We start from the raw sequence: 23,482 nt of genomic DNA on the forward strand, positions 1-23,482 counted from the left end.
CTTGTCGAGAAAACCGGACTCAGATCATCAACGGCCTGACGCAAACTCTCAGGCCGCATTTTCCACGTCGTCGTCGCCATTGGTCGGCACATAGTTCAGCACTGGTCCAAGCCAACGCTCAACCTCGACAACCGGCATGCCCTTGCGCGCCGCATAGTCGTGAACCTGATCGCGCTCGACTTTGGCAACGCCGAAATAGTAGCTTTCAGGATGGCCGATATAAATGCCAGACACGGAAGAACCCGGCCACATGGCGTAGCTCTCGGTCAACTCGACACCGGCGGCATTTGTCGCGTCCAAAAGTTCGAACAGCGTCTTCTTTTCGGTGTGATCAGGCTGGGCAGGATAACCGGGTGCCGGGCGAATACCGGCATAAGCTTCACCGACCAGATCTTCATTGCTGAGGCTCTCGTCCTTGGCATATCCCCAGAACTCCTTGCGCACACGTTCATGCATGCACTCGGCAAAGGCTTCGGCAAAACGGTCCGCCAGCGCCTTTACGAGAATGGACGAATAGTCGTCATTGGCGCGCTCAAACCGTTCGGCAATCGCCACTTCCTCGATACCAGCCGTGACAACGAAACCGCCGACATAGTCCTCAACGCCGCTGTCCTTTGGTGCCACGAAGTCAGATAGCGCCACATTCGGACGACCGTCGCGCTTGGACAACTGCTGACGCAGAGTGAAGAACGTCGCCAATTCCTCCGCGCGGCTTTCATCGGTAAACAAGCGGATATCGTCACCAACCGTATTGGCAGGCCAGAAACCGATAACAGCCCGCGGACGGAACCACTTCTCATCAATGATCTTCTTGAGCATAGCTTGTGCGTCAGCATAAAGCTGGCGTGCGGCTTCACCCTGCTTTTCATCGTTGAGGATCGCCGGGTAGCGGCCTTTCAGTTCCCACGTCTGGAAGAACGGAGTCCAGTCGATGTAACGCGACAATTCCTCAAGGTCGTAGCTATCGAACACCTTGGTGCCATAGAACTGCGGTTTGACCGGCTTGTAATCGCTCCAGTCAACCTTGTGGGCATTATCACGGGCACGCTGCAACGGTAGGCGCAGCTTCTCACGCTCGTTACGGGCATGGGCTTCGGCAACTTTGGCGTATTCACCGCGAATACCATCGATATAGGCAGGCTTCTGCTCGTTGGACAGCAGCGCCGACACCACACCCACGGCACGCGAAGCATCGGTGACGTAAATCGCCTGCCCCTTCTCATAACGCGGGTGGATCTTCACGGCCGTGTGCACACGGCTGGTGGTTGCGCCACCGATCAGCAGTGGGATGTCAAAACCCTGCCGCTCCATTTCGGCAGCGACATGCACCATCTCGTCCAGTGACGGCGTGATCAGACCGGAAAGGCCGATGACATCAACCTTCTCGGCAATCGCCGTTTCCAGAATTTTCGAGGTCGGCACCATCACGCCAAGATCGATGATTTCGTAGTTGTTACAGGCCAGCACGACGCCGACAATGTTCTTGCCGATATCGTGTACGTCGCCTTTCACGGTCGCCATCAGCACCTTGCCGGCAGCACTGCGTTCAGAGCCGCCATTCAGACGCTTCTCTTCTTCCATGTATGGCAACAACACGGCCACGGCCTGTTTCATGACGCGGGCGGATTTCACCACCTGCGGGAGGAACATCTTGCCGGCACCAAACAGGTCACCCACCACATTCATGCCGGCCATCAGCGGGCCTTCGATAACGTGCAGCGGACGCTCGGCGTTCTGGCGTGCTTCTTCGGTATCGGCATCGATATAGTCGGTAATGCCATTGACCAGCGCATGCGACAGGCGCTTTTCAACCGGCAGCTCACGCCAGGACAGGTCCTGCACCTTGGCTTCCTTGGCACCAGAACCACGGAAACGTTCCGCAATTTCCAGCAGTCGCTCAGTGGCATCGTCACGACGGTTCAGCACCACGTCTTCACAGGCGTCACGCAGTTCAGCGTCGATATTGTCGTAGACAGCCAACTGGCCAGCATTGACGATACCCATGTCCATGCCAACCTGAATGGCGTGATACAGGAACACCGCATGCATGGCTTCGCGCACCGGCTCGTTGCCACGGAACGAGAAGGACAGGTTGGAAACACCGCCGGAGATATGTGTCAGCGGCATGGTCTTGCGGATGGTCTGTGTCGCCTGAATGAAGTCGACACCGTAATTATTGTGCTCTTCAATACCGGTTGCCACCGCAAACACGTTCGGATCGAAGATGATGTCTTCCGGCAGCAGACCAGCCTTTTCGGTCAGCAACTTATAAGCACGGCTGCAAATCTCGACCTTGCGCTGATAGGTATCGGCCTGGCCAACTTCGTCAAACGCCATGACAACTACGGCAGCACCGTAATTACGTACCAACCGTGCCTGCTCGAGAAACTTCTCCTCGCCTTCCTTCAGCGAGATGGAGTTGACGATGGACTTGCCCTGAACGCACTTCAGACCAGCTTCTATGATCTCGAATTTCGACGAGTCGATCATGACAGGAACGCGGGCAATATCCGGTTCAGCAGCAATCAGGTTCAGGAACTCGACCATGGCCTTCTGGCTGTCGATCAGGCCCTCATCCATGTTGATGTCGATGACCTGCGCACCGTTTTCCACCTGATCTCGGGCAACGGCAAGTGCTGCCGTATAATCACCAGCGGTAATCAGCTTGCGGAAACGCGCCGAGCCGGTCACGTTGGTACGCTCACCGACGTTGACGAAAGGAATGTCCTTGGTCAGCACGAAAGGCTCAAGGCCAGACAGCGACATGAAGGACTTGTGTTCCGGCACTTGGCGCGGCTTGTGGCCCTTTACGGCTTCGGCAATGGCGCGGATATGGTCAGGCGTCGAACCACAGCAACCGCCGACAATATTGACCAGACCGTCGCGTGCAAAGCCCTCAACCTGCTTTGCCATCATCTCAGGCGTTTCGTCGTACTGGCCAAATTCGTTTGGCAGGCCAGCATTTGGATAGGCGCAGATGAAGGTATCAGCGACGTCAGACAGTTCCTGCAAATGCGGGCGCATGGCGTTGGCACCCAGCGCACAGTTCAGACCGATGGTAAACGGATTTGCGTGACGCACCGAGTTCCAGAACGCCGACGGCGTCTGCCCGGACAGCGTGCGGCCCGAAAGGTCGGTAATCGTACCTGAAATCATCACCGGCAGATAAATGCCCTTGGCAGCAAAACGCTCCTGGCAGGCAAAGATCGCCGCCTTCGCGTTCAGCGTGTCGAAGATCGTTTCAATCAGGATGATGTCAGAACCACCATCGATCAGACCATCGATCTGCTCGCCATAGGCAAGGCGCAGATCATCGAAGGTCACGGCACGGTAACCGGGATTGTTAACATCAGGGGAAATGGAGGCGGTACGGTTGGTAGGGCCGATGGCACCAGCCACGAAACGACGCTTGCCATCTTCGCGTTCGGCGCGCTGCGCAGCACGGCGCACGACGGCTGCACCTTCACGGTTCAGGTCATAAACAGCACCTTCCATCTCGTAGTCAGCCTGCGCGATGCTGGTTGACGAGAAGGTATTGGTTTCCAGAATATCGGCACCGGCAATCGCATAGCGATAATGTATGTCTTCGATCGCACTTGGCTGGGTCAGAATAAGAAGGTCGTTATTGCCCTTCTGATGGCAGGCGCAACCAATGAACCGGCTGCCACGGAAGTCGTCTTCCTCAAATCCCAGCCCCTGGATCTGCGTGCCCATGGCACCATCAAGGATGAGGATACGCTCGCGCGCTGCCTGTTGAAGGGCTTTCAGAATTTCTGCGCCATCCTGGCGACCACCTTCTGCGCCGAACACTTCGTCAAACACGGGCACTCTCCTCATTCCAGCTTGCGGTATCGCAAGCATCAACTCACATAAAGATATGTTTATGTCAATATATCTTCAAGTCATAGCTATGGTTTCACATGATGTCGCATCATAAGAGAATGCTCTTCTGCGTGACAGCCAATAGATGAGCAGATATAGCTTTCCCCAACATGGAGGAAGACAATGCCGAAGGCCGAAACACTCTCTGCGAACTGGAGCACCCTGCCCCTGCACAGGCAATGGCTGTTGAAACAGGCGGATGGATTGTATGATTTCTTTCAATATCGTGCCGTCAATCCCAAGGGTGGTTTCTTCGATCTGAACGCCAGTGGCGCGCCTTTGCAGCAGGAAAACCCGGTTCGCGGCATTCACGCCTCTGCCCGCATGGTGCATTGTTTTGCCATTGGCCATTTGCTCGGTCGCCCCGGCTGCGGCGATATCATCGACCATGGCATGACCTATCTCTGGCAGAACCACCGTGACACCCAACATGGCGGTTATTTCTGGCAGGTCGATGACAACGGTCCGGTCGATTCGAGCAAGCAGGGTTACGGCCACGCATTTGTACTACTGGCCGCTTCCTCCGCCAAGGTGGTCGGCCACCCGCTGGCAGATGCCATGCTCGCCGATGTGACAGAGGTTTTGCAGACCCGCTTCTGGGAAGAAAAACACGGCGCCATCAATGAGGAGTTCAACCGCGACTGGTCACCTATCGAAGCCTATCGCGGCCAGAACTCCAACATGCACCTGACCGAAGCGCTCATGGCGGCCTATGAGGTGACCGGCGAACGCAGCTATCTCGACAAGGCCGAGCGCATTGCCGACCTCATCATCAACCGCTGCGCGCGCGCGTTGGATTTCCGCGTGCCTGAGCATTTCGATGATAACTGGACGCTGAACAAGGATTATCGCGGCAACGAAATGTTCCGTCCTTCTGGCTCCACACCCGGCCACTGGCTGGAATGGGCACGCCTCATCCTGCAATTATGGGTGCTGGGAGACCGCAAACACGACTGGATGCCCCTTGCCGCCCAATCCCTGTTCGTGCAGTCCATGGCTCTTGGCTGGGACAGACAACAAGGTGGCTTCTTCTATACGCTCGACTGGGACAATGTTCCCGCCAAGAAGGAAAAGCTCTGGTGGCCAATGTGTGAGGCAGCCGGTGCTGCCCACTTCCTCAATGAAAATCTGCCAGCTGACGCGTTTTATGAGGACAGCTATCGCAAGATCTGGAGCACCATTTCCAACCGCTTCATCGATCACAAAAATGGCGGCTGGCATGAGGAACTAACCGAAAACCTCGTTCCGGCCAATACGCTGTTCCCCGGCAAAGGCGACATTTACCACGCGCTGCAGGCCTGCCTCATTCCGCTGTTCCCAGCCGATGGCAGCCTGACCAAGGTTATCTCCGAGAAAGATGCCCGGTTCTGAATTGATTCCGGATAAAAAAATGCCGCGTTCCTTAGAAACGCGGCACTTTTTATGAGTAAGATTTAAAACCCGATGCTTTCTTCAAACTCATCCCAGGATTCGTACATCGCATAACGACCAATGCCGGGGATCGGCACATGACCGTAATAAGGTGACAGCTGGAATTCGGAAAACATCTCGCTTTTACCGGCAACGGCACCAACATACATGGCAGACACCAACCCGGTGCGGTTGGCGCCATGCTCACAATGAATAAGAATGGGCTTCTCGGCGTTTTTCATGATCTCGACCAGAAGCTCAGAATCACCCTGCGTCAGCTTTTCCTTGGAACTGAGCGGAAAATCGACCAGACGAATGCCGTGTGCCTTGGCCGCTTCGCTTTCGGCGTTATACCAGGCTTCGCGTTTCTCATCCCGTAGATTGATGATGGTCTTGATGCCGTAGGTTTCGGCATAGGAAGTAATATCCTTGCCGCTTGGCTGTGCCGAGCGATAAAGCTCACCCGGCAGCACTTCATGGAAATTCCCGATCAACTGATTGATGCCCATATGGGCGCCGGTCAAAACAGGCAATGCGACCAGACAAACAGCCGCAATTTTTGCAATTTTCAAAATTCGCACAAACATACACTCATATACGCACGCAACAATGGCGCTTACTTGTCAGCGCACAGGCGATAAAACAAGTAAGCCATGGTTGCATTCAACGGCGTAGAGGCGTCACGATTGCGTGATGTTTTCGCCCTGACTCCACTCGGGTAGTGGGAAAACGCGGTCATAACCCCAATTGAAAACAAAGGCATAGACCATATAAAACAGTGCGAAAGCGGCATCCATGACAAAGGCTGCCCAGAGTGTGATGCCGAGATATGTCGCAATGAACGGCAACAGCACCACAAGCAGACCGGCCTCAAACAATACCGTGTGCAGTACACGGATCGGAATGGTCTTTTCGGTCGTGCCGCGCCAGTGCGTCATCAGCATATCGAAGGACAGATTGTAAACGTAGTTCCACAGGGTGGCGAGCGTTGCACCGACAACTGCAATAACGCCAATGTCTTCAATCGGTTTGTTGAACACCAGCGCGCCCAAAGGCGTAACCAGCAAAAGACCGATGATTTCGAAACTGATGGCGTGACGGATTCTGTCGCGAACGGAGCGCATGATATTCCCCTGCGGGTGCTACCGGGTCGTCCCGATCAATCTTCCCGTTATGGGGGAGGCCGTCCTCTCTTGTGCCCTAAATAGGAGATGATGTCGTAAATGCAACTGCTTTTCTTTGGCCAGAGGTCTGAGAAAGCCGCGGGACAAACAGCGCCACGAACAGACAAAGGGCAACGGTAAACCGCTGCCCCTCGCCGCTAAAAGATTACTGTTCCAGCGCAAATGTCAGGTTTACAGTCACGGTATAGGTATTTTCACCAGCCGCGATCGGTACGCCCGCATCCATTTCTTTCATCATTGCGGCGCGCACCATTGGCTGCGCCATCGGGCGTGGCATGTTTTCATTGATTTCAATGATACGGCCAAGCTTTACGCCAGCGGCTGCAGCAAGGGTCTTGGCTTTTTCAACCGCATTGGCAACGGCTGCCTTGCGTGCCTCCTCAACCGTCGCATCCGGTTTGTCATTGGTGAAGCTGATATCGCCACCCTGATTGATACCAAGCTTGACCGAGGTATCCATGATGCCGCCAAGCTTCGCCAAATCGCGCACCCGCACTGTCAGGCCGTTGCTAACCTGATAACCGATGATCTCAGGCGCAACATAAACGCCATCCTTTGGCTCAACCTGCTTGTAGAGCGGCTGAATGGAGAAGTTGCTGGTCTGCAGATCCTTGTCATCAATCTTGTCAGCCTTCAGGGCTTTCAAGACTTCGGCCAGTGCCTTGCTGTTGGCATCGAGAGCTGCCGCGGCAGTGTCAGCCTGCTTAACAACGCTGAAGGAGAGAATCGCCATGTCAGGCACGATTGCCGCCTGGCCTTCGCCCGAAACATTGATAACTGCTTCGCGTGGCGTGGAGGCCTGCGCAAAGGCAACACTTGCGCCCATGGGCAGTGTCGAAAAGGTCGTGAATGCCGCCAGAATCAAAGCAGTACGGGCATTTTTAGCAATCATGGAATGTCTCCTCATTATTGGATGCACCAAATCGTTGCAAGTTTGAGCGCATCATTATCCTGTGGCAATAGATTGTGAAGCCTTTACGGCAATGGCTTGTAGGTTCCCGCAAATTGGTTTAGAGCCATTTTTGCGCCGATATGAACCATTGCATCCGGCGTACATGAGCACATGGTGCTCAGTGGGCCTGTAGCTCAATGGTTAGAGCCGGCGGCTCATAACCGCTTGGTTGGGAGTTCGAGTCTCTCCAGGCCCACCAACTTTCTCCAGAACACTTCAATATCACGTATTCTCGAAACGGGGGTGCGTAAAGTTGCGGGCTGATTTGTTGAAACGCCCCATGCCTGCCCGTGAGAGCAAAGCAAGAGGCGTTCCTTTCAGGCCGTCAAGGGCGGGTGGACCAGACGGCTGATGCTGTGAAATGATTAGCGGCGGATAACCGGGCAACCACGCTGATTGGCGAAGATAACGCGGTCACGGCCGTGGCGGTCAAAACCGGCGACAACAACGCGACGCGGCGAAACGTCAACAACGCGGGCGCGGCGCAAGCCCATGCGGCTTGCCTTTTCTTCTGCAAACCAAGGGGAGCAATTGTCGCGTCGACGATCGCGCTCACGCTGCCAGCCATGACCACCACCGTGGCCACCGCCGTTGTAGATACCGAAACGAATTTCCGGACCACCGGCAGAAGCTGTCGACGCGGTCGCAGAGAAACCACCAAGAGCGATGAGTGCTGCCAGACCGGCTTTTGCAAAACTATTCAACATTGTGTTTTCTCCAATTTCCTTGAGGGTTGGACCAATAACGATCCCGCATTTCCCAAGCGGTTGAAGAGAACATAGAAAGATCAGGCTGAACGGATTCAGAACCGTCCGTTCAGCTATAGTTCATTATGATTAACTCGGACGAAAATTCGAAATAAAGGATTGATTTTCATATAAAAATAAAAAGTCACGGCGATAGGTGAAGTACGATTTCACGCCGGTGAGACTGGTCTCGATGCTCGAAAAGATAGATGCCCTGCCATGTTCCCAACGCCATTCGACCTGCTGACACGGGGATACCGATGGACACCTGTGTCAGTGCTGATTTGATGTGAGCAGGCATATCATCAGGCCCCTCCATCGTATGAACAACCCAACGCATGGAAGGGTCGTTTGATGGGGGAACAAGGCGGGCAAAAAACTCCCGCAAATCTCGCTGGACATCCGGATCGGCATTTTCTTGAATCAGCAGAGAACAGGATGTGTGGCGCACGAACAGCGTCAACAGCCCGTCCTCACCGCCGCAGTCCCGTATAAAAGACGCCGCCTCACGAGTAAATTCGTAAAGCCCCTGCCCTTTGGTCGAGATCACTATGGTTTTCTGCGGCATGTATTTTTTCCTGTTTTAAAATGGAACTTAAATGCTTCGGAAATGTTGATGGCCATAAGGGGCAATTTCCATAACGGGACAAACGCGTGACGACTGAAATCTTGGACCGAATTTTTGCCCCAACACAATCGAATCTTGACCGAAGGCAGTCTTCTATGTCGCTTGGCACCGACGCCATCTTCAATCGTTTCCCGCTGATAATTCATCAAAAATCATCAATTGCGACTGTATATCCGTACGGCAGCGTGATTGCTTCAGTTCCGGTTCGTTTTGAAAGTATGGCATATGAATATCCCTGATAAACAGGTCAATCTGACCAATTGCGACAAGGAACCAATCCATATACCTGGCTTCATACAGCCCCATGGTTGTCTGATCGCCTGTGACAAAACCATGCACACCATCATTCGCCACTCGGAAAACTGTGGTGAAATGCTGCGTGAAACTGAGAACCTGAACGGCAAACCGATTGAAAGCATTCTGGGCGATCAGGCGGTACATGATCTACGCAACGCGCTGACCATTATGAACCGCAGCGAAAGACCGGCAGTACTGCCGGGCGTCAAAATCAAAGATGGCCTGATTTTCGACATTTCCGTGCATCGGCACAAATCTACTACAATCATCGAATTGGAGCCGGCCAGTGATGAAGTCCATCCCTTGCACTTGGCACAGCGGATGATCGAGCGGATCAAGTCGCTCAATAACATCGAAATATTTGTAGAGCGGGCCGCCAAGCTGGTAAAAGCCACGCTCGGTTATGACCGCGTAATGATCTACCGTTTTGAAGACGACGGCGCGGGCAAAGTCATCTCCGAGGCGAAAGAACGCGAGCTGGAAAGTTTTCTTGGGCAATATTTCCCCGCCAGCGACATTCCCCAGCAGGCTCGCGCGCTTTACCTGAAAAACACCTTGCGCATCATCTCCAATGCCAACGGCGATCGGGTTGCGATAAACCCCGTTCTTGATGCTTCCGGAGAACCGCTCGATCTCTCATTTGCCCATTTGCGCAGCGTTTCGCCCATTCACCTGGAATACCTGCGTAACATGGGCGTGTCGGCCTCCATGTCGATCTCCATCATTGTTGATGGTGTGCTCTGGGGCCTTATTGCCTGCCACCACTACTCGCCTCGCATGCTGTCGCTGCCAGGCCGCATCGCTGCAGAAATGTTTGGTGAGTTTTTCTCCCTGCATCTCCAGGCCCTGAAACAGAAGCGCAAACTGGATACGGCTAATCAGGCACATGCTGCACTCGATACGTTTTTGCGTGTTGCAGCCCACCACACGGATATTGAGCAACTTCTCGTCGAAAGTTTCCATGACTTCACCCGGTTGATGCCATGTGATGGGGTTGGGCTTTGGTTGAAGGGCAAGTGGTACAGCCAGGGCTCTACACCGCCAGAAGATGCTATCCCGGGTCTCATCATGTTCACGACCTCAATGGTCGAAGGCGCCAAAATCTGGGCAGGTCATTGCCTGTCGCAACAGCATCCGGAAGCAGCGGCTTACAGCGATGTTGCAGCCGGAATGCTTGCCATTCCTCTTTCGCAGGTCGAAGAAAAATATTTGCTGTTTTTCCGCAAGGAACTGATCCAGACTTTGAACTGGGGAGGAAATCCGGAGAAATCCTATGAAACAGGTCCTTTGGGCGACCGCCTGACCCCGCGCAAGAGCTTCGCCATCTGGAAAGAAACAGTGGAAATGCAGGCGCAACCGTGGACCGAAGCCGACCGGCAGATTGCCGAAGCCGCACGTGTTGCACTGATGGAAATAGCCTTTCACCACAGCGAACTGATGGCAGGCGAGCGCAAACGCGCCGAGGTGCGTCAGCGCATGCTGAACGAGGAGCTGAACCACCGCGTCAAAAACGTGCTGGCGATCATCAAGTCACTGGTGGGCAATCCGAAACAGCAAGGTCGCACACTGGAAGACTACATCACCTCGCTGAAAGGTCGTATACAGGCACTGTCATTCGCCCATGACCAGATCATTCGTGGTGATGGCGGTGGTGCCCTCAAAGACCTTCTGGACGCCGAGCTGACACCGCATAGCGCTGGTGAAGGCACAATCAGCCTGGACGGCCCGCATATCATTCTCGATTCGCGCGCCTTCTCCGTCATGGCGCTGGTCCTCCACGAACTGGCCACCAATGCTGCGAAATATGGCGCCCTCGCCCACAGCGGCGGACAATTGTCCGTCAGCTGGAAGCTGAACGAGGTGGGCGACTGCGCTTTGGAATGGCGCGAAGTGCTGCGTACGCCGATGATTGCGCCGTCACGCACGGGGTTTGGCACGGCACTGATCAATCGCAGCATTCCCTACGACCTCGGCGGTAAAAGTACGACAACCTATTTGCTGGATGGTTTGCAGGTGCAGATGCTGCTGCCTGCCCGCCATATATCATCGTCCAAGATCGCCGCTCCGGTTGCGAGCGAAACCAAAAACACTGCCCCATCACACCATCATAAAAAGGGTGAACCGTTGAAAGTGCTCCTCGTTGAAGACCAGATGCTGATTGCTATGGATGTTGAAAATATGCTGGAAGACAATGGTATCTTCGGCGTCGAAACAGCGACATCCTCCGGCATGGCACTGGAAAAGCTGAAAAGCTTCTCACCGGATGTCGCCATTTTGGATATCAATCTTGGCTCGGACACATCCATTCCGGTCGCCCAGGAACTCTTGAGACGCAAGATTCCATTCATGTTTGCGACCGGTTATTCTGATAGCCTGGCCGTACCGGCAGAACTGACCAATGTGCCAGTTATCCGAAAACCTTATGATGAAGATGCCCTCATGTCAGAAATTGGCAGACTGTCGCAAAAAGCGGAAACTGCCTGATTGTACCGGTTTTAAGGCACTGGGAAACCACGTTTCACGACATCGGCCTGCGGCACTGCCGCCTTGCCAATCTCATACTGGAACGATGTGACGTTGAAGTTATCGAGGTCTACCTCGCAACGGAATGTGACATCGTACCAGTGGTTGCCAACGTTAAAGGCACCACCACTTGCATCAAGCACATTGCCGGAAATCAGGCCACCCTTATCCGAAAATGGCACAATGCCATCCGGTCCACTGGAGCCAGAGCGCACCTGACGGATCTGCGCCAACGCCTCAATGCTGCACATTTGCACGATGCGGCGTTTGGGTGGCAAATCGCCCAGCATGGAACGCATGCCGGGATTATCAATCACCCGATTTGATAAAAGCTTTTTGGCGCTCTTTAATTTCTTTGGCGCATCGGTCTTCGGTGTCTGTGCTGCCTTTTCCTCTACCGGCTTTTCCTCGACAGGTTTTTTCTCCGGTTTGGCCTCTACCGGCTTTTTAGCAGGTTCGGTTTTGACAGGATCAGGCGGTGCCAACTCACCATCGGCAGCGGTTGGCGGCGGGTTGTCCTCGGCAGCAGCCGAAGCCGTTTCCACTTCGGCATTCTCTACCGGCTTCTCGCTTGGCTCGGTTACCGTCTCGGTTGGCTTTTCCTCCAGCTCCGTAGGGTCTTCAGCGACGGAAGCGTCGTCTTCGGGACTAGTGCCGGGATTATCCACGACATCGTCCTTCTGAGGCTCAGGGCGGATTGCGATTGCTGGCATTGTGGCCGCTGGCATTTTTTGCGTAGCCTCTTCGGCAGGCGGCGGAGGCGGAGGTGGTGGTGCAGCGGGTTGTTCCGGCTTTTCCGGTTCCTTTTCAGGCTCAGGTGGCGGCGGTGGTGGTTCTGGCTCTGGTGGCACCAGATCGACACTAATGCTTTCAGGCTCCGCCATCTCGGTCGGGAAATCCGGAAACTGCAAAAAGAACGCACCAACAATAGCAAGGTGCAGTACGACCGATACCGGGATCGTCCATCCTTTTTGCCACCATTGTTTGTCCGGAATCTTCTGCATCGCACAACATCAATAATGCAAACAAAGCCAAAGTGCGACGGCATCTCGTACAATATACCGTGCGTTCCACCCATTCGCACTTTGCCTCACATGAGCTTGAAAGCGCGCAACAAAAAACCGGCCACAAGGGCCGGTTTTTCAAAGTGCGATATTTTGCTTTTAGCTATCCAGGAACGAACGCAGCTTGCGCGAACGGCTTGGGTGCTTCAGCTTGCGAAGCGCCTTGGCTTCAATCTGACGAATACGTTCGCGTGTCACCGAGAACTGCTGACCAACCTCTTCCAGGGTGTGGTCGGTGTTCATGCCGATGCCAAAACGCATACGCAGAACGCGCTCTTCACGGGGTGTCAGGGACGCCAGAACGCGCGTGGTTGTTTCACGCAGGTTGGCCTGAATGGCAGCATCGATAGGCAGAAGCGCGTTCTTGTCTTCGATGAAGTCACCCAGATGCGAATCTTCTTCGTCACCCACTGGCGTTTCGAGCGAAATCGGCTCCTTGGCGATCTTCAGAACCTTGCGCACCTTTTCAAGCGGCATGGCCAGCTTTTCAGCCAGTTCTTCCGGTGTCGGCTCGCGACCAATTTCATGCAGCATCTGGCGCGATGTACGAACGATCTTGTTGATCGTTTCGATCATATGCACCGGAATACGGATGGTACGTGCCTGGTCCGCAATCGAGCGGGTGATAGCCTGGCGAATCCACCATGTCGCATAGGTCGAGAACTTGTAACCACGACGATATTCGAACTTGTCCACCGCCTTCATCAAGCCGATGTTGCCTTCCTGAATAAGGTCGAGGAACTGCAGACCACGGTTTGTGTACTTCTTGGCGATGGAAATAACGAGACGCAGGTTGGCCTCAACCATTTCCTTCTTGGCGATACGCGCTTCGCGTTCACCCTTCTGCACCATCGACACAATGCGGCGGAACTCGGCAATGGAAATGCCGGTTTCGGTGGCCAGATTCTGGATTTCGAGACGGATATCGCGGATTGTCTGGTTCTCTTCGCGTGCGAAGTCCTTCCAGCCCTTGGCAACAAGGTTGGCAATCGACTTCATCCAGTTCGGATCAAGTTCGGCACCGTGATACTGCTCAAGGAAGCTGTCACGCTTCACGCCGTAGGATTCAGCCAGACGCAGCAGACGGCCTTCGTTCTGCATCAGACGCTTGGAAATGTCGTAAAGCTGCTCAACGAGGCTGTCGACGCGGTTCTGGTTCAGCGACAGCGACTTAACGGCCGTGATCAACTGATCCTTAAGTTCCTTGTACCGACGCTCCTGCCCGCTGGACAGGGTGCCTGTACAGGCCAGGCGTGCCTCAACCTGCTGGTCCTGAAGCTTGCGCAGCTTCTTGTAGGTGTCAGCAATCGTATCGAGCGTTTCCATGACCTGCGGACGCAGTTCAGCTTCCATCGCAGCAAGAGAAAGGTTCGATTCGTCATCGTCCTCTTCTTCTTCCTCGAGTGGCAGGCCTTCACCGCCGACATTGGTCACATCGTCATCGCTGACGCGTGCACGGCGTGTCTTTTCTTTTTCTTCGGCAGCCTTGCGATCAGCCTCGATCTTTTCAGGGCTCTGGAACTGCGGGGCAGCCTTCGCCTCAGGACCGGAATAGGTCGTTTCGAGGTCGATGATTTCGCGCAGCAGTGTAGTGCCTTCGTTGAGTTCATCGCGCCAGATAATCAGCGCCTGGAACGTCAACGGGCTCTCACAGAGACCGGAGATCATTGTTTCGCGGCCAGCTTCGATGCGCTTGGCAATGGCAATTTCGCCTTCGCGAGACAGAAGCTCTACCGAACCCATTTCGCGCAGATACATGCGCACCGGATCGTCTGTACGATCGGTCGGTTCTTTCTTCTTCGCCGTCGCCAGTGCCGTGCCGCTGGACGTGCTCAGCTCACCGCCTTCGGATTCCTCCGCTTCGGTATCGCCGTCCTCGTCATTATTGCTGGCTTCTTCGGCTTCTTCATCCTCGACAACATTGATGCCCATATCGGACAACATTGCCATCGTGTCTTCGATCTGCTCCGACGTCACCTCTTCGGAAGGCAGAACAGAGTTCAGCTCATCCATCGTGACATAGCCGCGCTTCTTTGCGGCCTTGATCATTTTTTTGACCGCGTCATCGGAAAGATCGAGAAGCGGACCGTCCGTCGCACCGTCGCGTTCGTTTTCTGCTTCTTCGTTTTCTTTGACTTTGGTTGCCATCTATCTCGTCGCTTTCCCTGACGCTAACATGCCGTTCGCTCCAAACCTGTTGCCTTGGTAGGCATCAGGTGTGAAGCGAATCACTGTCACACACCTAACGGAATGATATTTAATTGCCGATTAACCACGACGGCCGTCAGCGTCAAACAATGCGTTCGCATGCAGAAGTGCTCGCTAATGCCGTTCTGATCCACCAAGGGCCATTCCACCTTATTTACCTGAATTGGTGATTCCCGCTATTTCTCATCCAGTCAAGCCTTTCCGGCACAACAGACCACGAAAAGTCAAAAAAGCCGATAATAACAAGGCATTTTACGGGCAGTCACCGACTTATCCACTATTTAGGAAACAGAAGGGTTAAAACAAGCCCCAGAGAAGAACTCAAGGCCTATCTCTTATCAACTGCGTCCAAATGCCGGTCCCTTCACCCGTCCGGACATCACACCGAAACCATCAATAATCGCTTCCTGGTTCTCCATTCGGGTGATTTCGAGCTGAACCTCGTTAAGCGCCCGCATCAATTGAACAACGCGATCACCATCGCCCGCTTCGGTTGCTTCGGCAATCTCACGCTGTTGTTCCATTTTCTGCCAACGCAGCACTTTGGTGCGTTTATGCAAGGCCAGCGCCTGATTATAGCCTTCGCGCGCATCTTCCGGCGCAGCATCGACGGTCGCCGTCCAAAGACGCGCGTTGCGAACCTGCTGCTCCATCGCCTTCAGCAACACACCGAAGCCTTGGCCCTCCAGCCGCTCCATCATGCCTTCGCGTGACAGGCGCTCGGCACTTTCAGCCGCGTAGGTCAAAACCTGCGACCAAAGCCGCTGCAAATCACGGTTTTCATAATCAATGGCGGCAATCTCGTCATATTCCTCCAGCAGCAGCACTGGATGATTGACAATGGTAATGGCCAGCACGCTTTCGCGCAGCGCAGGCGTTGCCTGATATCCCTTGACCAGGCCTGACTGCACAAGGCGGTCGGAGAAGCTGGAAGACGCCGCACCGCCACGTCCTGCACCACCAGCCCCAGCAGCACGCCCGCCAGCACCTGCACGTGGCTGTGCGCCATTACGGCGCATCTGCCCACCCTGCGATGGGCCACGCTGGAACTGCGGCTGGAAAAAGCCGTTCAACCGGTCGCGCATGTCCTGCTGGTAGTGACGACGCACGCTTTCATCGGCAATGACAGTCACGATCTGTTTCAGGCGATTTTCAAGTTCGGCCCGCTTTTCCGGCGTATCGAAGCTCATGGCTGCCGTCTCACGGCTCCAGATCATCGCCGCCAGCGGCTTGGCTTCAGCCATGACGCGGTCGAAAGGTGCCCGCCCCTCATGACGCACCAGATCATCCGGGTCCTTGCCATCGGGCAACAGTGCGAAACTGACCGAACGTCCCGGCTTGATATGCGGCAACGCCAAATCTGCAGCGCGGTTGGCCGCGCGAATACCGGCGCCATCACCATCGAAGCACAACACCGGCTGCGGTGACATTTTCCAGAGAAGTTCAAGCTGATTTTCAGTCAACGCAGTGCCAAGCGGTGCAACGGCATTTTCAATACCGGCCTGATGCAACGCGATAACGTCCATATACCCTTCAACGGCAATGACCGTTCCACCGGACTGTTGTCCCGGTGTCTGGCTGGCGCGTCTGGCTCTGGCGAAATTGTAAAGCACATTGCCCTTGTGAAAGAGCTCGGTCTCATTGGAGTTCAGGTATTTGGCCAAGGCATCCTGCGACATGGCACGACCACCAAAGGCAATCACCTTCTCGCGTGATGACAGGATCGGGAACATGATGCGATCGCGAAACCGGTCATAGGACACCGGCACGTTTTCATGCACCACCAGGCCGCAGGCCTCCATCTGATCCTTGCCGACACCTTTGCCAGCCAGATATTCCTTCAATGTATTGCGCCCTTCCGGGGCAAAACCCAATCGAAAGGTCTCAATGGTGCGACCTGTCAGTCCGCGGTCGCGCAGATAGGCTCTCGCCTTGGCGCCTGCTGCGGTCTGCAACTGGTCCTGAAAGAATACGGTCGCCATTTCCATGACGTCCTGCAGTGAGGCTCGCTCACGCTCGCGCCGCTCAGCCTGCACATCCGGCTGCGGCATGGCAACACCTGCCATATCGGCAATCTGTTGCACGGCCTCTGGGAAATTGAGACCATCCAGATCGGTCAGAAAACGGAAATGGTCACCGGACACGCCACAACCAAAGCAGTGGTAGCGGCCCTTGCGGTCCTCGCAGTGGAAGCTTGGGCTTTTTTCACCATGGAACGGGCAGCAGGCCCAGAAGTCACCGCGCGACGGATTGCTCTTCTTCCTGTCCCACGTCACGCGCCGCCCGATAACATCAGAGATGTTAACGCGGTCGCGTATTTCATCGAGAAAGGAATTCGAAAAGCGCATCTGAAACCTCGGCAAGCCTTCCATATAAGCGCGTTAAGGAAATTATACCAACAATGGCGAAAGGTAATGCCCACTATTCACAGGGGGATACATTTCCTTCGGACCAAGGGAAATAACGGTGCAGATTTCCTTGGGTAGAGACGCTGCTGGAAGGAAATAAAAAAGGCAGGGCACATACCCTGCCTTTCACAATAACATTTTTGGCTGAAATTACTTCAGCAAATCCTTGACCATGCCGGATGCCTTGGCAAAATCGATCTGGCCCGGATATTTTTCCTTCAGAACGTTCATGCACTTGCCCATGTCACGCAGACCGGCTGCACCGGTTTCGCTGATCACAGACTGGCAAAGCTCACGCACTTTTTCTTCCGGAATCTGTTCCGGCATGAAACCGCGAATGACCTCGATTTCCTCACGCTCCTGCGTAGCAAGCTCGGGACGGTTGGCGCCATCATAAATGGTGGCAGACTCGTCACGCTGCTTGATCATCTTGGTGAGGATCTGCATGATTTCGTCATCCGAGACCGGGTCTTTGCCAACACCGCGGTTGGCGATATCACGGTCCTTGATCGCCGTCTGGATAAGCCGGATGGTGCCAGTGCGGCGCGCATCTCTTGCCTTCAGCGATTCTTTCAGCTCATTTGCGAAAATATCGCGCATCATGGTCTCAATTCTCCTTCGAAAAGCGTTGTTTTGCCTGTCTCGTCAGGCCGCTTTTCCGTGTCATTTTTGGCGTTCTCTTAGACGAGCGAACAACACCCCGCAAATCAATTACACAACCCGTTGAATTTCATGGGCTTTAATTCCACGTAATCCACAAGGCTATGGTTGACCGCCAGCGTCGCTTTGTCTATTTTCCGGCACCTGCACGAGATTTTAATCAAGGGTACTGTCGCGAGGATTTCGCGCGCCCTTGCCTGCGACCAGAGATGGCCCTTGATCCGTCACCTTTCAAGAGGTGAGCGGTTGCGCGAGGGCGGAAACGGAACGGATATGACCGCAACAACTCCATGGACCACCCGCAAACCAACTGCCATGCTCGTTCTTGCCGACGGCACAGTCATTGAAGGCTTCGGCATCGGCGCAACTGGCAAGGTTCAGGCCGAAGTCTGCTTCAACACGGCACTGACCGGTTACGAGGAAATCCTCACCGATCCGTCCTACCTTGGCCAGATCGTTACGTTCACCTTCCCGCATATCGGCAACGTTGGTACCAATGATGAAGACATCGAAGACCTGACACCGGCGGCACGTCGCGGCGCGGTTGGCGTTATCTTCAAGGCCGACATCACCGACCCCTCCAACTACCGCGCCGCCAAGCATCTCGATGCGTGGCTGAAGGCCCGTGGCATCATCGGCCTGTGCGGCATCGACACACGCGCACTGACTGCATGGATCCGTGAAAACGGTGCACCAAACGCCGTCATCGCCCACGACCCGAACGGCGTTTTCGATATCGACGCGCTGAAGACCGAAGCCAAGGCATGGAGCGGTCTGGTCGGTCTCGACCTCGCCATTGAAGCCACATCCGGTCAGTCTTCCGTCTGGACCGAGACACCTTGGGTATGGAACGAAGGTTACGGCACGCTCGGCGAAGCTGATGCCAAGTACCACGTCGTCTGCGTTGACTTCGGCGTAAAGCGTAACATCCTGCGCCTGTTTGCCGGCCTTGACTGCAAGGTCACTGTCGTTCCTGCCAAGACCTCTGCCGAAGACATTCTGGCTCTGAAGCCCGACGGTGTGTTCCTGTCCAACGGTCCTGGCGACCCGGCTGCGACCGGAGAATATGCCGTTCCTGTCATTCAGGATTTGATCAAGTCCGAGCTGCCGCTGTTCGGCATCTGCCTCGGTCACCAGATGCTTGGTCTGGCGCTTGGTGCAAAGACTGAAAAGATGCATCAGGGCCACCACGGCGCCAACCACCCGGTCAAGGACTTCACCACCGGCAAGGTGGAAATCGTGTCCATGAACCACGGCTTTGCAGTCGACACGAAGTCGCTGCCGGAAGGCGTTGAAGAGACTCATATTTCGCTGTTCGACGGCACGAACTGCGGCCTGCGCGTTGTCGGCAAGCCGGTGTTCTCGGTACAGCACCACCCGGAAGCCTCCCCTGGCCCGCAGGATAGCCACTACCTGTTCCGCCGCTTCGTCAATCTCGTTCGCGAGAAAAAGGGTGAAGCCGCTCTGGCAGAGCGTTGATACGACTCTCTAAAAATCAACAGATATAAAAAAGGCCCGCATCACGCGGGCCTTTCTTTTTGTTGCATTTCAAAAATGTCTCAGATGGCAATGGCCTGTTTCTGCCGCTGTACCAGCGCGATGAAACGCCATGACAGGGTAATGGAAGCAACGGTAAGGCCAACCAGAATGCCGTACCAAACGCCCTCGCCGCCAAGACCCAGCGGGAAACCGAGAACCCAGGCCAGCAGGAAGCCGACCGGCCAATAGGAAATCAGCGCCATGATCATCGGCACGCGTGCATCTTTCAGGCCGCGCAGAAGGCCGCTGGCAATTGCCTGCAACCCATCCATCAGCTGGAAAATACCGGCAATGATCACCAGCTTCGCTGCATAGTCGAGAACCGCAGGCACATTCGGCAGGTGTTCATTGAGGAACCAGCGGCTGAGATATTGCGGTGCTGCGGCAAACAGCACGCCGCCAGCAATGGCAATGATGCATGCCAGTGCGCTGACCATGATCGCGGCCCGAACCAGATTGGGATAATCTCCCTGCCCGTAAGCAATACCGACCCGCACCGTTGCTGCCTGTGACAGACCAAGCGGGATCATGAAGGCAATCGAGGCCAATTGCAGCGCGATACCGTGGGCAGCAAGCTCTGTTGTTCCGATCTGCCCCATCAAAATGGACGCGGCACTGAACAGCGACACCTCGGCCAGAATGGTAACGCTGATTGGCAAACCAAGACGCAGCACTTCAAGCAGCGCCTGCCAGTCCGGTCTCCAGAAACGAACAAAGACCTCGTATTGACGCATTTCCTCGCGGCTTTGCACAAAGGCAGCCAAGCAGACGAAGCTGAGGGTCTGCACGATGACCGCGACAATAGCGGCACCGTTCATGCCAAGCGCAGGAAAGCCGAAATGCCCGAGCACCAGACCGTAAGCGAGGATACCATTCACCACGAGCGTCAGGATGGTGATGTAAAGAACGACGCTGGCCTTGCCGACGGCGCTGACCAGACCGCGCATCACGTAAAATAAAAGACCCGGCAGAAGGCCGTACTTGGTGATGCCGAGATAATCCCCCGCCAGCCTTGCCACTTCGGCATTCTGACCGAAACCAAGCAGGATACGCTCTGCATTCATGAAGAATGGCAGCACCAAAAGCCAGTAGACGATGGCAACCCACATGCCCATGCGCAGCGAGCGGCGCGTCGAGCGTACGTCACCGCGACCGAAAGCCTGCGCAATCATTGGCACAACGGCAATCGAGAAACCGGAACCGAAGATAAACAGCACAAAGAAGAACTGTCCGGCCAGCACCATGGCCGCCAGCTTTTCCGCTCCAAGCTGACCGACAATCACCATATCCGTCGTGTGAATGCCCAACTGCGCGAGCTGCGCGCCAATCAATGGGATACCCAGCGCAAGCGTGGCTCTCAGATGGGATGACCAGGATTGCGCGCCGGTTTGAACACTGCCTGAAACAACGGACGAGGACATGCGGCACCTTCTCAAAACAAAAGCCGCTTCCACGGAAACGGGAAACGGCGTTGGCCTAATCCATAAAATATTCGGCGTACCGATGCAACCAAGCAATGCAAATGCACAAAAAACTGGCAAAAATCAAAACGACAAGCAGTCTTGAGTGTTCGCAAATAATTTCACGCTACAGTCAAACTACATTTACAGTTTTGAAATAACGCAAAAGCTAAAACAGCCACATATAACTGGCCCGCATGATGCGTGTATACAACGCCGTTACACGGCATGATTGTCCCCCCCCCTCCGAATTCGGTCCGTTCATCCGGCCAAAAGTCGCGAATACCTATAAGGGAAGCTGCGCTTGTCTATTAAATCTAGCCTTATGACGCGCATTATTATCGCTGCGTCGCTCGTTGTTGTGACGGCTTTTGCCGGTTTTTCCATCTACATCGACGCACTGCAACGGGAAGCCACGACGACTTCCGTTGCCCGTAACATTGACGCCGCCGGCAAACAGGCGGCGCAAAGCATCGCCAACTGGCTGAACGGCCGCGTGATGTTGACCGATGTCGTCACCAAGGCCATGGCCAAAGCACCGGACGAAGACGCCAAGCTGAACGTGCTGCAAAATGATGTCCTGACCGGTCAGTTCATGTCGACCTATTTTGGCGACAGCGCGACCGGCGTGTTCACCACATGGCCGAGATTGCCTTTGCCAGAAGGATATGATCCACGGACCCGCCCATGGTACCAGGATGCCGTGAAAGCGCAGAAGACCGTGCTGACGGAGCCATATTCCGACGCCTCTACAGGCGGCCTGATCATCACCGCTGCCTCGCCTGTCATGATTAACGGCCAATTGGCTGGCGTAACCGGCAGCGACTTCTCGCTCAATTCGCTGGTGACGATGATCAAGTCGGTTGAAGTTGGCACCGAAGGTTACGCCTTCCTGGTCAGCAAGGATGGCAAGATCCTCATTCACCCGGATGCAAATTTCGTCAACAAGACGCTGACCGACCTGTTCCCGACAGCAACGCCAAGCATTGCCTCTGCTATCACCGAAACGGCAATCGATGGCAAAGCCAAGCTCACCAGCTTCATTCCAGTCACCGGCCTGCCATCTGTTGAATGGTATGTCGGCTTTGTTGTGGATAGCGGCGTTGCTTACGCCTCGATTTCGCAGTTCCGTGTCGCCGCCATCATTGCAACCACGCTTGCAGTTATCGGCATGATCGGTTTCCTCGCCTTCCTGCTTAGCCGACTGGTGATCACGCCGGTGACACAGATGACCGCTGCCATGCAGAACCTGGCCTCCGGCCACCTTTCCATCACCATTCCCGGTCAGGACCGCACCGACCAGATCGGTTCGATGGCCGCAGCCGTTGCCGTGTTCCGGACCAACGCACTGGAAAGACAGCGCTTGGAAACCGAAGCCTCTGAATCCCGTTCACTGTCCGAACAGGAACGCGACCTGCGCGAAAGAACTGCAGCCAAGGACAGTGCCGACATTCAGTTTGCCGTTGATGCACTGGCAAAGGGCCTTGAACATCTCTCCAATGGCGATCTGCAATACCGCATTTCGACACCATTCGTTGCGCGTGTTGACCGTCTGCGTGAAGACTTCAACAACTCCATCACCAAGCTCAACGATGCTCTGACCAATGTTGGCCAGAATGCCCGCGCCATCGATGCCGGCGCAACGGAAATCCGCCACTCGGCCGATGACCTTGCCCGCCGCACCGAACAGCAGGCAGCGTCTGTTGAACAAACCGCAGCCGCCCTTGAGGAAATTACAACCACCGTCAAGGATGCTGCCCAGCGCGCCGAAGAAGTTGGAAAACTGGTTGACCGCACTCGCAACAATGCTGAACAGTCCGGCCACGTCGTTAATGACGCCGTGCGCGCCATGGAAGGCATCGAACATTCGTCGACCGAGATTTCCAAGATCATCGGCGTCATCGACGAGATTGCCTTCCAGACAAACCTGCTGGCGCTGAATGCCGGCGTGGAAGCAGCCCGTGCCGGTGAAGCCGGTAAGGGTTTTGCCGTCGTTGCGCAGGAAGTGCGTGAACTGGCGCAGCGTTCCGCAACAGCCGCGAAGGAAATCAAGGCGCTGATCAGCACCTCCACCGCTCAGGTACAGGAAGGTGTGACGCTGGTTGATAATGCCGGCAAGGCGCTGGAAGCCATCGTTACGCAGGTGCAGGAAATCAACCGCCATATCAATGCGATTGTTATCGCCACCCGCGAACAGTCGACCGGCCTGTCCGAAATCAACACCGCCATCAACACCATCGACCAGGGCACGCAGCAGAATGCCGCCATGGTCGAAGAACAGACCGCCGCCAGCCACGGCCTTGCCTCGGAAGCGGCATCGCTCAACGAGCTGCTGGCGCAGTTCAGACTGGGCATGCAGCAGACACAACACAAGTCTTACAGCCGCGCAGCCTGATCAGACAAAACGTGGCCGCCCAAGGCGGCCACGCCCTTTTTTTATGCGCTCTCCTACCCTCGTCTCAAAGATCATGACCGGGAGCTGCAAAGCCTCCAAACTGCACTTGCCGAACCCTAAAAAAGC

At 55.1% G+C, this 23,482-nt stretch carries 16 protein-coding genes and 1 tRNA gene; 6 read left to right on the plus strand and 11 right to left on the minus strand.

Annotated elements, in window-relative coordinates; all coding sequences use genetic code 11:
• Positions 1-48: 48 nt before the first annotated feature.
• A complete protein-coding gene (gene metH / locus ACZ5FM_RS10785) occupies positions 49-3,822 on the minus strand; it encodes a methionine synthase (RefSeq protein ID WP_464038660.1) in 3,774 nt (1,257 codons plus the stop codon).
• Positions 3,823-4,005: 183 nt separating this feature from the next.
• On the opposite strand from metH, the gene ACZ5FM_RS10790 reads away from it, so the two are divergent.
• On the plus strand, positions 4,006-5,253 hold the full coding sequence (locus tag ACZ5FM_RS10790) for an AGE family epimerase/isomerase (RefSeq protein WP_464038661.1): 1,248 nt from the start codon (positions 4,006-4,008) through the stop codon (positions 5,251-5,253).
• Between the two features lie 62 nt (positions 5,254-5,315).
• Here ACZ5FM_RS10790 and ACZ5FM_RS10795 read toward each other — a convergent pair whose 3' ends face one another.
• From ACZ5FM_RS10795 to ACZ5FM_RS10805, 3 genes are all read right to left on the minus strand, one after another.
• Complete coding sequence (locus ACZ5FM_RS10795) at positions 5,316-5,879, minus strand: dual specificity protein phosphatase family protein (RefSeq protein ID WP_285200439.1); 564 nt, start codon at positions 5,877-5,879, stop codon at positions 5,316-5,318.
• A 93-nt stretch (positions 5,880-5,972) separates the two neighbouring features.
• The gene (locus ACZ5FM_RS10800; protein WP_464038663.1) at positions 5,973-6,416 is read right to left on the minus strand and encodes a PACE efflux transporter; all 444 of its coding nucleotides are present in this window, start codon (positions 6,414-6,416) and stop codon (positions 5,973-5,975) included.
• Positions 6,417-6,621: 205 nt separating this feature from the next.
• Positions 6,622-7,368 (minus strand): SIMPL domain-containing protein, encoded by a 747-nt coding sequence (locus ACZ5FM_RS10805; RefSeq protein WP_405049365.1) that lies wholly within the window; start codon positions 7,366-7,368, stop codon positions 6,622-6,624.
• 183 nt (positions 7,369-7,551) lie between these two features.
• On the opposite strand from ACZ5FM_RS10805, the gene ACZ5FM_RS10810 reads away from it, so the two are divergent.
• Positions 7,552-7,627, plus strand: a tRNA-Ile gene (locus ACZ5FM_RS10810).
• A gap of 166 nt (positions 7,628-7,793) precedes the next feature.
• Here the strand turns inward: ACZ5FM_RS10810 and ACZ5FM_RS10815 are convergent.
• Together ACZ5FM_RS10815 and ACZ5FM_RS10820 are read right to left on the minus strand one after the other, a co-directional pair.
• A complete protein-coding gene (locus ACZ5FM_RS10815; protein WP_192488462.1) occupies positions 7,794-8,135 on the minus strand; it encodes a hypothetical protein in 342 nt (113 codons plus the stop codon).
• Positions 8,136-8,319: 184 nt separating this feature from the next.
• Positions 8,320-8,742: a secondary thiamine-phosphate synthase enzyme YjbQ gene (locus tag ACZ5FM_RS10820; RefSeq protein ID WP_259144064.1), complete on the minus strand. Its 423-nt coding sequence runs from the start codon at positions 8,740-8,742 to the stop codon at positions 8,320-8,322.
• 86 nt (positions 8,743-8,828) lie between these two features.
• On the opposite strand from ACZ5FM_RS10820, the gene ACZ5FM_RS10825 reads away from it, so the two are divergent.
• Positions 8,829-9,041, plus strand: coding sequence for a hypothetical protein (locus tag ACZ5FM_RS10825; RefSeq protein ID WP_250981920.1), 213 nt, complete (start codon positions 8,829-8,831; stop codon positions 9,039-9,041).
• Complete coding sequence (locus tag ACZ5FM_RS10830) at positions 9,028-11,583, plus strand: HWE histidine kinase domain-containing protein (RefSeq protein ID WP_464038664.1); 2,556 nt, start codon at positions 9,028-9,030, stop codon at positions 11,581-11,583. The genes ACZ5FM_RS10825 and ACZ5FM_RS10830 overlap by 14 nt, the downstream gene beginning before the upstream one ends.
• Positions 11,584-11,594: 11 nt before the next feature.
• On the opposite strand, the gene ACZ5FM_RS10835 is transcribed toward ACZ5FM_RS10830, so the two are convergent.
• The 4 genes from ACZ5FM_RS10835 to ACZ5FM_RS10850 form a co-directional block, all read right to left on the minus strand.
• Entirely contained in the window at positions 11,595-12,626 is a 1,032-nt protein-coding gene (locus ACZ5FM_RS10835; protein WP_464038665.1) for a DUF930 domain-containing protein, read from the minus strand.
• Between the two features lie 159 nt (positions 12,627-12,785).
• A complete protein-coding gene (rpoD, locus tag ACZ5FM_RS10840; protein WP_192488459.1) occupies positions 12,786-14,834 on the minus strand; it encodes an RNA polymerase sigma factor RpoD in 2,049 nt (682 codons plus the stop codon).
• Positions 14,835-15,232: 398 nt separating this feature from the next.
• A complete protein-coding gene (dnaG, locus tag ACZ5FM_RS10845) occupies positions 15,233-17,242 on the minus strand; it encodes a DNA primase (protein WP_464038666.1) in 2,010 nt (669 codons plus the stop codon).
• 210 nt (positions 17,243-17,452) lie between these two features.
• Positions 17,453-17,902 (minus strand): GatB/YqeY domain-containing protein, encoded by a 450-nt coding sequence (locus ACZ5FM_RS10850; protein WP_192488864.1) that lies wholly within the window; start codon positions 17,900-17,902, stop codon positions 17,453-17,455.
• Positions 17,903-18,235: 333 nt separating this feature from the next.
• On the opposite strand from ACZ5FM_RS10850, the gene carA reads away from it, so the two are divergent.
• On the plus strand, positions 18,236-19,441 hold the full coding sequence (gene carA / locus ACZ5FM_RS10855; protein ID WP_250981924.1) for a glutamine-hydrolyzing carbamoyl-phosphate synthase small subunit: 1,206 nt from the start codon (positions 18,236-18,238) through the stop codon (positions 19,439-19,441).
• Positions 19,442-19,521: 80 nt separating this feature from the next.
• Here the strand turns inward: carA and ACZ5FM_RS10860 are convergent, their stop codons facing one another.
• Positions 19,522-20,922: an MATE family efflux transporter gene (locus ACZ5FM_RS10860; RefSeq protein ID WP_259144016.1), complete on the minus strand. Its 1,401-nt coding sequence runs from the start codon at positions 20,920-20,922 to the stop codon at positions 19,522-19,524.
• A 343-nt stretch (positions 20,923-21,265) separates the two neighbouring features.
• Here ACZ5FM_RS10860 and mcpU point away from each other — a divergent pair, with 343 nt between their 5' ends.
• Positions 21,266-23,356, plus strand: coding sequence for a methyl-accepting chemotaxis protein McpU (mcpU, locus tag ACZ5FM_RS10865; RefSeq protein WP_464038667.1), 2,091 nt, complete (start codon positions 21,266-21,268; stop codon positions 23,354-23,356).
• The last annotated feature ends 126 nt before the right edge of the window (positions 23,357-23,482 follow it).

This window comes from Agrobacterium sp. 5Ca50, from assembly GCF_055381905.1.

What these genes read in the sequence shown, in the direction of transcription:
- ACZ5FM_RS10835 (WP_464038665.1), bottom strand. Translation starts at nt 12,626, where the DNA reads ATGCAGAAGATTCCGGACAAACAATGGTGGCAAAAAGGATGGACGATC.
- ACZ5FM_RS10820 (WP_259144064.1), bottom strand. Translation starts at nt 8,742, where the DNA reads ATGCCGCAGAAAACCATAGTGATCTCGACCAAAGGGCAGGGGCTTTAC.
- carA (WP_250981924.1), top strand. Translation starts at nt 18,236, where the DNA reads ATGACCGCAACAACTCCATGGACCACCCGCAAACCAACTGCCATGCTC.
- ACZ5FM_RS10815 (WP_192488462.1), bottom strand. Translation starts at nt 8,135, where the DNA reads ATGTTGAATAGTTTTGCAAAAGCCGGTCTGGCAGCACTCATCGCTCTT.
- ACZ5FM_RS10850 (WP_192488864.1), bottom strand. Translation starts at nt 17,902, where the DNA reads ATGCGCGATATTTTCGCAAATGAGCTGAAAGAATCGCTGAAGGCAAGA.
- ACZ5FM_RS10800 (WP_464038663.1), bottom strand. Translation starts at nt 6,416, where the DNA reads ATGCGCTCCGTTCGCGACAGAATCCGTCACGCCATCAGTTTCGAAATC.
- rpoD (WP_192488459.1), bottom strand. Translation starts at nt 14,834, where the DNA reads ATGGCAACCAAAGTCAAAGAAAACGAAGAAGCAGAAAACGAACGCGAC.
- dnaG (WP_464038666.1), bottom strand. Translation starts at nt 17,242, where the DNA reads ATGCGCTTTTCGAATTCCTTTCTCGATGAAATACGCGACCGCGTTAAC.
- ACZ5FM_RS10830 (WP_464038664.1), top strand. Translation starts at nt 9,028, where the DNA reads ATGAATATCCCTGATAAACAGGTCAATCTGACCAATTGCGACAAGGAA.
- ACZ5FM_RS10790 (WP_464038661.1), top strand. Translation starts at nt 4,006, where the DNA reads ATGCCGAAGGCCGAAACACTCTCTGCGAACTGGAGCACCCTGCCCCTG.
- ACZ5FM_RS10860 (WP_259144016.1), bottom strand. Translation starts at nt 20,922, where the DNA reads ATGTCCTCGTCCGTTGTTTCAGGCAGTGTTCAAACCGGCGCGCAATCC.
- ACZ5FM_RS10795 (WP_285200439.1), bottom strand. Translation starts at nt 5,879, where the DNA reads ATGTTTGTGCGAATTTTGAAAATTGCAAAAATTGCGGCTGTTTGTCTG.
- ACZ5FM_RS10805 (WP_405049365.1), bottom strand. Translation starts at nt 7,368, where the DNA reads ATGATTGCTAAAAATGCCCGTACTGCTTTGATTCTGGCGGCATTCACG.